9 protein-coding genes are annotated in these 13,012 nt (G+C 45.2%); 1 reads left to right on the top strand and 8 read right to left on the bottom strand.

Translation table 11 applies throughout. From position 1 onward, the window contains the following. The first annotated feature begins 100 nt into the window (after positions 1-100). Complete coding sequence (locus tag QS795_RS02950) at positions 101-1,000, top strand: PhzF family phenazine biosynthesis protein (RefSeq protein ID WP_286272459.1); 900 nt, start codon at positions 101-103, stop codon at positions 998-1,000. A gap of 83 nt (positions 1,001-1,083) precedes the next feature. Here QS795_RS02950 and QS795_RS02945 read toward each other — a convergent pair whose 3' ends face one another. The 8 genes from QS795_RS02945 to ileS form a co-directional block, all read right to left on the bottom strand. Beyond that, on the bottom strand, positions 1,084-2,112 hold the full coding sequence (locus QS795_RS02945; RefSeq protein ID WP_286272460.1) for a MerR family transcriptional regulator: 1,029 nt from the start codon (positions 2,110-2,112) through the stop codon (positions 1,084-1,086). A gap of 166 nt (positions 2,113-2,278) precedes the next feature. After that, positions 2,279-5,500 (bottom strand): carbamoyl-phosphate synthase large subunit, encoded by a 3,222-nt coding sequence (gene carB / locus QS795_RS02940; protein WP_108479232.1) that lies wholly within the window; start codon positions 5,498-5,500, stop codon positions 2,279-2,281. Positions 5,501-5,514: 14 nt separating this feature from the next. Continuing rightward, positions 5,515-6,678 carry a glutamine-hydrolyzing carbamoyl-phosphate synthase small subunit gene (gene carA, locus QS795_RS02935; RefSeq protein ID WP_286272462.1) on the bottom strand — a complete coding sequence of 388 codons (1,164 nt, stop codon included), beginning with the start codon at positions 6,676-6,678 and terminating at the stop codon, positions 5,515-5,517. A gap of 448 nt (positions 6,679-7,126) precedes the next feature. After that, positions 7,127-7,948 (bottom strand): 4-hydroxy-tetrahydrodipicolinate reductase, encoded by an 822-nt coding sequence (dapB, locus tag QS795_RS02930; RefSeq protein WP_286272464.1) that lies wholly within the window; start codon positions 7,946-7,948, stop codon positions 7,127-7,129. 223 nt (positions 7,949-8,171) lie between these two features. Next, positions 8,172-9,125, bottom strand: a complete 954-nt coding sequence (gene ispH / locus QS795_RS02925; protein WP_132496157.1) for a 4-hydroxy-3-methylbut-2-enyl diphosphate reductase — start codon at positions 9,123-9,125, stop codon at positions 8,172-8,174. Beyond that, entirely contained in the window at positions 9,106-9,576 is a 471-nt protein-coding gene (gene fkpB / locus QS795_RS02920; protein ID WP_036950308.1) for an FKBP-type peptidyl-prolyl cis-trans isomerase, read from the bottom strand. The genes ispH and fkpB overlap by 20 nt, the downstream gene beginning before the upstream one ends. A 102-nt stretch (positions 9,577-9,678) precedes the next feature. Further along, positions 9,679-10,182 (bottom strand): signal peptidase II, encoded by a 504-nt coding sequence (lspA, locus tag QS795_RS02915; RefSeq protein ID WP_036950306.1) that lies wholly within the window; start codon positions 10,180-10,182, stop codon positions 9,679-9,681. Then, positions 10,182-12,992 carry an isoleucine--tRNA ligase gene (ileS, locus tag QS795_RS02910; protein ID WP_286272469.1) on the bottom strand — a complete coding sequence of 937 codons (2,811 nt, stop codon included), beginning with the start codon at positions 12,990-12,992 and terminating at the stop codon, positions 10,182-10,184. The genes lspA and ileS overlap by 1 nt, the downstream gene beginning before the upstream one ends. Positions 12,993-13,012: the final 20 nt, after the last annotated feature.

The raw sequence follows: 13,012 nt of genomic DNA, 5'->3' as shown, positions 1-13,012 counted from the left end.
TGCTTGGTCGCTGCGGCAAAATCGACATCTAACCTCTCAATATGCGCCCATTTCATCCCCATAAATAATAAAAAAAGCGCTTAATTACCTTGGAGTCACCATGCATAACACAGCTATGCCTATAGATGAGCGTACGCTCAATGTTCACCTTGTAAACTCATTTACTCGAAATAACACAGGCGGAAACCCTGCAGGAGTCGTACTCAATCCCCCGAAACTCAGTGATGCACAAAAAATTGCGATTGCTCGCCAAGTGGGATTTTCCGAAACGGCATTTGTCTATACCGGAGAAAGTGCGGGTGAAGAAACAGATTTTAAAGTGGATTTTTTCACCCCTGAAAGTGAAGTCGACTTTTGTGGGCACGCGACATTGGCTGTCTTTTTTACCCTATTTTCACTGAACCAGTTGAGCGCTGGTACCTACTCCCAAAAAACCAAAGCAGGTATTTTAAATGTTACGGTCAGTGCTGATGGGGTCATTATGCAACAAACACTCCCCGCTACTCGCCAAGGGCCTGATGTGAATGCCGCCGCTGCCGCATTAGGTATCCCAGCTGAGACAATCACAGAAACAGGCTTACCTATTGAAATTATCTCCACTGGATTACCTGATATTTTAGTCCCCGTGCAATCCAATCAATTGGATAATTTAAAACCTAATTATGATGCTATCGCACAGCTGAGCCGTGAATTTGACTCGATTGGTTTTCATGTTTTTGAGTTAAGCCAGTCGCCTTCTTTTACTGCTCATTGCCGAAACTTTGCTCCGCTCTACGGAATTAATGAAGAGTCCGCAACCGGTAGCGCCAGTGGTACTCTTGGCTGCTATCTGGTGAAACATGTCTTCCCCACAGAAACCCATTTTCTGTTAGAGCAAGGGCGAGCAATGGGGTGTTCCTCGCAAATTCAAGTGGAAATCTCTCATCAAGATCAGGCTATCAGTCGAGTTTATGTGGGTGGACAAGCCGCAATAATGGGTATCCAAACCGTCCATTTTTAGTCTACTAACGCACCTAAAACAAAAAAGTCGCGGCATATTCTGTCGCGACTTTGATATCAAGAATGGATTGCTAACTTACGCTGTTATTGCTTCGCCAATAAGAAACTAATGGCGGAAAACAGATACTGCCCAATTTCTGGCGTCATCCATGTTCCTTGAGAAATAACCGGATCTTCGCGATAAATCGTGCGGATTTTTTCCTGTAATAGCGGATCGCCCCCAGTAAATTGGTTAAACATGGTTAACCACATTCCTGCCAATTTCTGCACATTCGGCGAATCTGGGGCATCCCCCGCTTTCAAAGCATTATAAATTCCTGAAATAAATTCAGGCCACACTTTGCCTGACTCAAAGTAATGCTGGCTAACAACAGCAAATTGCTCAGCAGTTAAATGGGGTTTAAAACGTGATAGTTGGTACTCGCTAAAGCCCCGAGCTACAAAGTCAATCATCGCTTCAGTGATCCCCGTCGAGAACATTAGCTCATTGTCGGTTAAGTGAATTTGATTTAAACGTGCAAAGAAATCAGGGTTTCCGCCCGTATCTCTTTCCAAGGCCGTCATCCACTCAACAGCGACAGCTTGTACTGTGGCCGATTTCGGTGATTTACCTTTTTCCATTAACGATTTTACTGTGGCGACCCGCTGCTGCCACTCTTGATTTTTCAATGTATTCGCCGTGTATAACGGCAATTGCTCAAGCTCTTGAGGGGTAAAATATTTATCAAACATCGACATCATCTCCAATAAGGAAAACCAATCAGCCTGAGTGGGGTTATCTCCCTGTTGCATTTGCTGCTGTAACCGCTCGAGACGTGAACGCAGTTTTTCAATCTGCTTCATCTGCTCGGTTAACAGACTAATACGCTCTTGCAGCAAAAGAGAGATATCGCCACTGTGACCATTAAGTAACTCACCGATGTCTTTCAGTTTGACTCCCACCTGACGCAGCATCTGAATTTGCGTCAAACGTTCAATACATTGCATATTATAGAGTCGATAACCTGCATCGGTTCTGGCAGTCGGCAGTAATAAACCAATCTCTTCATAATGGTGAAGGGTACGAATGGTTAATCCTGTTTTCTCTGCGATCTCACCCACTTGAAATAGCATCTGCGCCTCCTATCCTGAAATGCAGGTTAGTGCCTCACGTTACGTGAGGGTCAATCACTATTGTGCACTATTTTTCATTTATTTTAATTTATTCCATTTTTCGCTAACCATAAAAAAACCCCAGAGGCGATAACACCACTGGGGTTAATAATCATCGAATCAATGATTATTTAATTAATGCGTGCATCTCTTGTACAGAAATCACTTTATCCGTTGGGTCTGCACTCAGAGATAACGCCGTCGCAAAGCCACCGTTGAGGGTTGTATCATAGTGAACTTTGTAACGCAGTGCGCTACCGCGAATGAGTTTTGAATCTTCAATCGCTTGGCGACCGGCCGTGGTATTCACGATGTAGTTATACTCACCATTCTTAATACGGTCTTGAATGTGTGGACGACCTTCATGCACTTTGTTAACTAAGCGAGGGTTGATGCCCGCTTCACCCAGTACAATCGCCGTTCCATGAGTCGCGTCTAACTCAAAACCGTGTTTCAGCAGTTTCGCCGCTAAATCAACAACTTTGGTTTTATCCCCTTCACGAACAGACAGCAGTGCACGACCGGATTTCTTCATGGTTGAGTTGCTGCCTAACATCGCTTTAGCAAACGCTTCAGCAAATGTGCGGCCAACACCCATCACTTCACCCGTTGAGCGCATTTCTGGCCCGAGGATTGGGTCAACACCTTGGAACTTGTTGAATGGCAGAACCACTTCTTTGACTGAGTAGTAAGGAGGAATGACTTCTTCAGTCACGCCTTGCTGAGTCAGTGTTTGACCCGCCATAACGCGCGCGGCCACTTTCGCTAAAGGCACACCCGTTGCTTTAGAAACGAATGGGACAGTTCGTGCTGCACGCGGGTTTACTTCAATCAGGTAAACTTCGTTGTTCTTCACCGCAAACTGGACGTTCATCAGACCGCGAACACGCAATTCGAATGCGAGGCTACGCACTTGTTCACGCATCACATCCTGAATTTCTTGGCTTAATGTATAAGCTGGCAGTGAACATGCTGAGTCACCGGAGTGAACACCCGCTTGTTCGATGTGCTCCATAATTCCGCCAATCAGCACCATTTCGCCGTCGCAGATAGCATCCACGTCCACTTCAATCGCATCATCAAGGAAGCGGTCTAACAGCACTGGTGCATCGTTAGAGACGCTCACCGCCGTTTGGAAGTAGCGGCGCAGGTCAACTTCGTCATAGACGATTTCCATCGCACGACCGCCCAGTACATAAGATGGACGAACCACCAGCGGATAACCGATACCCGCTGCTTTTTCAACAGCTTGCTCGATAGTTGCAACAGTAGCGTTTTGTGGCTGTTTCAAGTTTAAGCGGTTAACCGCTTGTTGGAAACGCTCACGGTCTTCTGCACGGTCAATCGCATCTGGGCTAGTACCAATAACCGGCACACCCGCAGCTTCTAATGCACGCGCTAATTTCAGTGGTGTTTGACCACCGTACTGAACAATCACCCCTTTCGGCTGTTCGATGCGGACGATTTCTAACACATCCTCCAGTGTCACTGGTTCGAAATAGAGGCGGTCAGACGTGTCGTAGTCTGTTGAAACCGTTTCTGGGTTACAGTTGACCATGATGGTTTCATAACCATCTTCACGCAGTGCTAATGAAGCGTGTACGCAGCAGTAGTCGAATTCGATACCTTGTCCGATACGGTTTGGACCGCCACCTAATACCATGATTTTTGGCTTGTCGTTGTTCGGATTGGATTCGCATTCGTCTTCATAAGTGGAGTACATATATGCGGTGTCGGTTGCAAACTCTGCCGCACAGGTATCTACACGCTTATAAACTGGATGTAAATCATAACCTTGACGTAACTTACGTAATTCAGCTTCAGACACACCCACTAAACTTGCCAGACGTGCATCCGCAAAACCTTTGCGCTTCAGTTGGCGTAAGAAATCTTTAGTCAGACCGTTGATACCTAACTCTGCCACTTCGTTTTCTAAGCGCACCAGCTCTTCAATTTGCACTAAGAACCAGCGGTCGATATTGGTCAGGTTGAAGATACCATCGATAGATAAGCCTGCGCGGAATGCATCAGCGATGTACCAAATACGGTCAGAGCCAGCATCTTTCAGCTCACGGCGAATGCGAGTTAACGATTCTGGGTCGTCCTGGCTCACTTTCGGGTCGAAGCCAGTTGCGCCCACTTCCAGTCCACGCAGCGCTTTTTGCATAGATTCTTGGAATGTGCGACCGATAGCCATCACTTCACCCACGGATTTCATTTGGGTGGTCAGACGGTCATTGCTGCCTGCGAATTTTTCGAAGTTAAAGCGAGGAATTTTGGTTACAACGTAGTCGATAGATGGTTCAAATGACGCAGGAGTACGACCGCCTGTGATGTCATTCATCAGCTCATCGAGAGTGTAACCGACCGCTAATTTTGCAGCGATTTTAGCAATTGGGAAGCCTGTTGCTTTTGACGCGAGTGCGGATGAACGAGAAACACGCGGGTTCATCTCGATAACAATTAAGCGACCATCTTTCGGGTTAACGGCGAACTGAACGTTAGAACCACCAGTTTCAACACCGATTTCACGCAGTACTGCCATCGAGGCATCGCGCATGATTTGGTATTCTTTATCTGTCAGTGTTTGCGCAGGCGCGACGGTGATGGAGTCACCAGTGTGAATGCCCATTGCGTCGAAGTTTTCAATGGAGCAGACGATGATGCAGTTATCTTTCTTATCGCGTACCACTTCCATTTCGTACTCTTTCCAACCAATTAATGACTCATCGATTAACAGTTCGTTAGTTGGGGATAAATCTAAACCGCGAGTACAGATTTCTTCAAATTCTTCACGGTTATACGCGATACCACCACCGGAGCCACCCATGGTGAAAGATGGACGAATGATACACGGGAAACCAACATCATCAGCGACGGCGTTAGCTTCTTCCATTGTGTGTGCAATACCTGAACGCGCTGTGCCTAAACCGATTTTTTTCATCGCTTTATCAAAGCGCTGGCGGTCTTCTGCTTTATCAATCGCGTCCGCAGTCGCACCAATCATGGTCACACCAAATTCAGCCAGTACACCTTGGCGTTCAAGCTCAAGGGCACAGTTCAGCGCAGTTTGTCCACCCATGGTTGGTAATACTGCATCTGGGCGCTCTTTTTCAATGATTTTACGTACCACTTCCCAGTGAATTGGCTCGATGTAGGTTGCATCCGCCATTTCTGGGTCAGTCATGATAGTCGCTGGGTTCGAGTTCACCAGAATAACGCGGTAGCCTTCTTCTCTCAGCGCTTTACACGCTTGTGCACCTGAATAGTCAAACTCACACGCTTGGCCGATAACAATCGGGCCCGCACCGAGGATCAGAATGCTTTTAATATCTGTACGTTTTGCCATTTTCTTGCTCCCGATTATTTTGCGTTTGAACGTGGTGTGTTTTGACGGTATTCGTTGATTAAATCAATGAAGTGGTCAAAAAGACCTGCGGCATCATGAGGACCAGAACTGGCTTCTGGGTGACCTTGGAAACTGAATGCCGGTTTATCTGTGCGATGGATGCCTTGTAAGGTGCCATCAAACAGCGATTTGTGTGTCACACGCAATGTGTCGGGTAGTGTGGATTCATCAACCGCAAAACCGTGGTTTTGAGCCGTGATCATCACCACGTCTTTGTCTAAATCTTTAACTGGGTGGTTAGCACCGTGGTGACCAAACTTCATCTTCACGGTATTCGCGCCGCTTGCTAATGCTAGCAATTGGTGACCTAAGCAGATGCCAAATACTGGGATTTCAGTTTCTAAGAATTCTTGGATAGCGTTGATAGCGTAGTCACAAGGGGCTGGGTCGCCAGGGCCGTTTGATAAGAAAATTCCATCTGGGTTCATCGCTAACACCGTTTCTGCTGGCGTTGTTGCTGGAACTACGGTTAAGCGGCATCCACGGTCAACTAACATACGCAGAATATTGCGCTTTGCACCAAAATCGTAAGCAACGACGTGTAATGGCAGCTCATCTTCTTTACTTGCAGCAGGTTGCCCTTCTTCTAAGTTCCAAGAGCGTTGAGTCCAGCTATAAATCTCTTTGGTGCAAACTTCTTTTGCTAAATCTAAACCATTTAAACCTGAGAAGCTGCGTGCTTTTTCTAAAGCCAGCGCCGCATCTGGGTTATCCCCTGCGATGATACAACCGTTTTGCGCGCCTTTTTCTCTTAACAGGCGGGTTAATTTGCGCGTGTCGATATCGGCGATAGCCACCACATTGTGGCGTTTCAGATATTCAGACAAGCCTTCCTGACCACGAAAGTTACTGTAGATTAATGGTAAGTCGCGAATGATAAGGCCTTGAGCGTGTACGTTAGGAGATTCTTCGTCATCAGCATTAGTGCCGACATTACCAATATGGGGATAAGTGAGAGTAACAATTTGGCGGTAATAGGAAGGGTCAGTAATTATTTCTTGATATCCGGTCATTGAAGTATTGAAAACGACTTCTCCAATAGCGGCCCCTTCAGCACCAATGGCACGCCCGTGGAATTGGGTTCCGTCTTCCAGAACCAATATAGCTGACTTTATCAAAACATCCTCCGGAGAATAATCAATCATATTTTTTGCATATTAATTCAGATTTTACGATCTAAATCAATGCCAAAATGAGTTTTTAAGCAAATTTTTGGCAAATTGCGCGCATTCTAATGATGGGATAGAGTCTTGTCTAGAAAAAAATGCATTTTTTTCACTTTTAGCTTACTTTTTTGCATTCTTACCTATTTTTTCTATAGAAGGCTAATGAAATAACTATTCATGGGTAAAAAAGCAAACGGTTAATAGCGAAGAAAAGTGCAAAATGGATAATAGCGCAGACAAGGGAGGATCTAAAGTGCAATTTTTGAGTAAAAAAGAGATAAAACAACACAATGACAATGAAAAATAAGAGCAATAATCATATTAAATAAACAAACAACAATAAATCAGAGGCTTCAAATGAAACCATCTGATTTTAAACAATAAATTATTTTATAAAAAACTACAAATTATCAAGATTAAGGACATCCTTCATATTGTATAGACCATCTTTCTTAGCATTAACCCAAGATGATGCTCTTACCGCACCTTTAGCAAAGGTCATACGACTGGAAGCCTTGTGGCTTATTTCTACACGTTCGCCAATATCAGCAAACATCGCAGTGTGCTCACCAACAATATCGCCAGCACGTACCGTAGCAAAACCAATCGTGCCCGGTTCACGCTCTCCGGTATAGCCTTCACGTACGTAAACCGCACACTCTTTCAGATCTTTTCCTAATGCATCCGCGATAGATTCCCCCATCGCCAGTGCAGTGCCAGAAGGGGCATCAACTTTATGACGATGATGCGCTTCGATAATTTCAATATCGGTGTAATCTCCCATCACTTTCGCCGCTTTTTCCAGTAATTTCAGCACCAAATTTACACCAACGCTAAAATTGGCAGCGAAGACAATTGGGATAGATTTTGCAGCTTCTGCAATCGCCAATTTTCCTTCTTCATCAAACCCTGTAGTTCCGATGACCATGCCTCTTTGGTGAGATTGACAGAATGCTAAGTACTGTAAGGTGCCTTCAGGGCGAGTGAAATCAATCAGTACATCAAAATCATTAACCACGGAATTTAGATCGCTAACGACTTTCACACCAATTAGTCCAATTCCCGCCAGTTCACCCGCATCTGTGCCAATAAGCGAAGAGCCTTCACGCTCAATGGCTGCGCCAAGTTGAATTCCGTTTTGTTCTTGTGCTGCTTGAATTAATTGGCGTCCCATGCGCCCACCCGCACCGACAATCGCAACGCGTACAGTTGAATCTGCCATTTTTGATCCTTTCGTAAATTTTTGAGGCGAAAACCAAAATAAAATCTTGGTTATACCTTAAAGAAACTTGAATCGGGACGCCAGCACTAATCTGGAGATATTAATAAAACCGTAGAGAGGGGGATGATTATCAGAAAAAATTGTACGGAGGCAGGTAAAATGCAAAAAAACAGAAAACCGCAGCGGCTAAATTAGCCGCCACTATAATAAGTAAATCAATGTATTAGTTAATTTCTTTAACGTCTACACGCAACTCTTTTGGCACTTCAAAAACGATATTCTCTTCTCGTCCTTGTAGCTCAACCACAGAGTCTGCACCCAGCTCTTTAAGTCTATCAATCACTTGGCGGACTAAAATATCCGGCGCGGATGCCCCCGCTGTCAATCCGATAATTTTCTTATCTTTTAACCACTCGGTTTGAATATCTTCTGCACCATCAATCAGAAATGCCGCTTTTCCCATTCGAGACGCTAATTCCGCCAAACGGTTTGAGTTGGACGAGTTTTTCGAACCGACGACTAACACAATATCGGCTTTCTCTGCTAACTCACGCGCCGCTTCTTGGCGGTTCGTCGTCGCATAGCAAATATCGTCTTTACGAGGCCCCACAATATTTGGGAATCGACGGGTGAGTGCATCAATCACATCGGAGGTATCATCCACTGAAAGCGTTGTTTGCGTCATAAAACTCAGGTTGTTTTCATCTTTTACCTGTAGCTTCCAAACGTCTTCTGGACTTTCAACAAGATACATTCCCCCTTCAGGGTTATTGTATTGCCCCATTGTCCCTTCCACTTCAGGGTGTCCTGCGTGACCGATTAAAATCGCCTCTTTGCCCTTACGGCTTGCACGAGCCACTTCCATATGCACTTTAGTCACTAATGGGCAGGTCGCATCAAATAGCATGGTTAAATCGCGGGAACGGGCTTCTTGACGAATGGCTTGTGAAACGCCATGCGCTGAGAAAATCAGAATAGAGCCATCAGGAACTTCAGAGATTTCTTCAATGAAGATAGCGCCACGCTGACGTAAATCATCAACCACATAGCGGTTATGCACCACTTCATGGCGAACATAAATCGGTGCACCATAAATTTCTAAGGCGCGTTCAACAATACTGATTGCACGGTCAACACCCGCACAAAATCCACGAGGATTAGCCATTAATATTTGCATGGTGACTCTCCAATTGTGGGTCTATTTCTAGAACTTCAATTTCAAAGGTGATTTGTTGCTCAGCAAGAGGATGGTTAAAATCAACAGTAATTGATTCCCCTTCAATAGCTTTCACGACGCCCGGCATTTCGCTCCCATTCATGCCCGTAAACAGCATGATGGTACCAATTTCAGGGATCCCTGTTTCCATAAAATCACGCAATGAAAAGTATTGCACTAAGTCTGGATTATGTTTCCCGAATACCGTATCCCCTGCTAAGGAAAATGTTTTCTTTTCACCTTCAGATAGCCCAATCAGTTGCGCTTCTAATTCTGGCGACAGTGAATCATTTCCAAGAGCAAACAACGCAGGCTTTCCTTGTGCGTGAGAAGAATCCGCCGTGGAGCCATCCTCTAATTTCAGAGTGAAATGCAGTAAAACAGAACTCTGCGCCTGTATTTGAGTAGACATAATCTAAACCTGTTTTTTATCATAAAGTTCAGCCCGACTATCGTCGGGCTGAGATGATTAATATGCAATATTGGGTTTTATTAACCTATCGCACTATCTGTTCTATTTAGCATCTTGCTGTTTGGGTTTATCCGGCAAAAAGCCTTCAAAAATCACCAACGCCGCACCGATACAAATGGCCATATCCGCCAAGTTGAAGGTCGGCCAGTGCCAGTTGCCAACATAAAAATCAATGTAGTCAACCACAAAGCCATGCACTAAACGGTCAAATAAATTACCGATCGCACCACCAATAATTAACGCATAAGCAATATTGCTCAGGCGTTTTTTCACGCTTTGACGATACATCATCACCATTAACGTAATGGAGATGGCAATAGCTATTCCAGCAAAGAACCAGCGCTGCCAGCCGCCTTTATCCGCCAGAAAACTGAATGCCGCACCAAAGTTTTGAGCGTACATAAGGTTAAAGTACGGAATTAAAGGGTGTGGGTCGTACAGAGTTAGCTCTTTTAAGACCAATTGCTTAATTGCTAAATCTGCAACGATAATCACAACCGTCAGCCACAGCCAACGCAAACCAGTAGAACAAATAGGTGTCTTCATTAAGCAAACTTACGTAATTCACCGTTTCCGGCTACGTTAGTCACACAGCGACCACAGATTTCAGGTTGTTCTGCCGCTGCACCAATATCACTTGCATAATGCCAGCAACGAGGACATTTTTCCCCAGCCGCTTTTCTGAAGGCAATTTTCAGGCCTTTCAGTTCACTGTCTTGTGCATCCGCAGGTGCCGTTGCAATATCAGCCACATTCGCTTGAGATGTTAACAGCGCAAAACGCAGTTCATCACCTAAGCTATTTAACTTAACGGCTAATGTGCTATCTGCATATAACGTTACCGAGGCTTCTAACGAACCACCAATGTGCTTGTCTGTACGCGCTTGTTCCAGAACTTTGTTCACTTCACCACGTACGGCTAACAGTTCAGACCAGAAACCATCATTCATCGCTTCAGATTCGTCTAAACCAAATAAACCGTTATACCACTCTTCAGTGAGAACGAACTGAGCGCGTTTGCCCGGTAATTCGTTCCAGATTTCATCGGAGGTGAAGGACAGAACCGGTGCAATCCAACGAACCAATGCTTCCACGATATGGAACAGTGCAGTTTGGCAGCTACGGCGAGCAACGCTATCACTTTTCGCGGTGTATTGACGGTCTTTGATAATATCCAGATAGAACGAGCCCATCTCGATAGAGCAGAAATGCATTAAGCGTTGGATAACACCTAAGAAATCATACTCATCATACGCTTTCGTAATCTCTTTCTGTGCTTCTAATGCACGACCAACCGCCCAGCGATCTAACACCACCATATCTTCTGGTTTCACCATATCGGTTTCTGGATTGAAACCATTTAAGTTTGCCAGTAAGAAACGCGCGGTATTACGGATACGGCGATAAGAGTCTGCAGCACGTTTTAAAATTTCATCAGATACCGCGATTTCGCCTGTATAGTCGGTTGATGCCACCCACAGACGCAGGATATCTGCACCCAGTTTATTCATCACATCTTGCGGACTAACCGTATTACCTAAAGATTTAGACATCTTACGGCCTTGACCATCAACGGTAAAACCGTGGGTCAGAACTTGACGGTAAGGGGCTTTGCCTTTCATCGCAGTAGACAGCATCAGAGAAGACATGAACCAACCACGGTGTTGGTCAGAACCTTCCAGATACATATCCGCAGAGTTGCCATGGAATTCAGGACGCGCGTCAACCACTGCAAAGTGGGTGGATCCTGAATCGAACCAAACGTCTAATGTGTCTGGCACTTTACGATAAGTTTCAGCATCAGCACCCAGCAATTCAGCGGGATCTAAATCCCACCATGCTTGGATACCATCAACTTCAACGCGCTTAGCGACTTCTTCCATCAGCTCTAAAGTACGCGGATGCAGTTCTTCAGTCTCTTTGTGCACGAATAACGACATTGGAGTACCCCAAGTACGTTGACGTGAAATACACCAGTCAGGACGGTTTTCTACCATTGACTCGATACGTGCACGACCCCAACCTGGGATCCACTGAACAATATCGATCTCTTTCAGAGATTGTTCACGCAGACCGTTTTTATCCATGCCGATAAACCATTGTGGTGTCGCACGGAAAATAACTGGGGTTTTATGGCGCCAGCAGCATGGGTAGCTGTGAGAGATAGCTTTCTTGTACATCAGTAAGCCTTTCTCATTCAGAATTTCCAGCACCACATCGTTAGCTTTGAAAATAAATAAACCATCTAAACCTGGATAGGTATTTGGCAAGAAGCAGCCATCTGGGCCTACTGGGTTCGCTGTTTCTAAACCATATTTTTGTCCAACAACATAGTCTTCAGGACCATGGCCTGGCGCTGTATGTACCGCACCTGTACCCGCATCTAGCGTAACGTGGTCGCCTAAAATTGCAGGCACATCAAAGCCCATAAATGGATGAGCGAAACGCAGTAACTCTAATGCGCTACCTTCACACTCGCCTAATACTGTCCACGACTCAACACCGACAGTCTTCATGACTTCTTCAACTAAGTCAGTTGCCAGAATGACTAAATCGCCATTCGCATCCACCAGAGAGTATTTGAACTCTGGGTTTAGAGAGATTGCACGGTTAGCTGGTAATGTCCAAGGCGTTGTCGTCCAGATCACTAAAGATGGCGTTTTATCGCTAGAAACACCAAATTTTTCGCAAACGGCTTTGCTATCTACCGCAGGAAAGCGAACGTAGATAGATGGAGATGTTTTGTCGTAATATTCGACTTCCGCTTCAGCCAATGAAGAACCACATGCGGTACACCAGTGAACGGGTTTTGCCCCTTTCACTAAGTGGCCATTTGCAACGGTTTTCGCCAACGCACGGATGATGTTCGCTTCGGTTTTAAAATCCATGGTCAGGTAAGGTTTGTCCCACTCACCCAACACACCTAAGCGGATAAAATCAGCTTTTTGCCCTTCAATTTGCTCTTTAGCATATTCACGGCATTTTGCACGAAATTCAGCGGCGGAAACTTTTTCCCCTGGTTTACCTACGATTTGTTCAACTTTGTGTTCAATAGGTAATCCATGGCAATCCCAACCAGGGATGTATGGGGAATCAAAGCCCGCCAGCCCTTTGGATTTAATAATAATATCTTTGAGAATTTTGTTTACTGAGTGACCAATATGAATACTGCCGTTAGCATACGGAGGACCATCGTGCAGAATAAAGGTTTTCTTGCCCGATTTTGCTTTACGGATTGCCTGATACAAACCTTCTTTGTACCAGCGCTCTAACATCTGTGGTTCGCGTTTAGCGAGATCGCCACGCATTGGGAACCCTGTTTCTGGTAGATTCAGGGTATTTTTATAGTCACTCATCGATTCTCAGTTCCAATTTT

This window comes from Providencia zhijiangensis, assembly GCF_030315915.2.
Lineage (GTDB): Bacteria > Pseudomonadota > Gammaproteobacteria > Enterobacterales > Enterobacteriaceae > Providencia > Providencia zhijiangensis.
The sequence above is the reverse complement of the archived record's forward strand: the minus strand, read 5'-3'. Positions and strand labels throughout refer to the sequence as shown.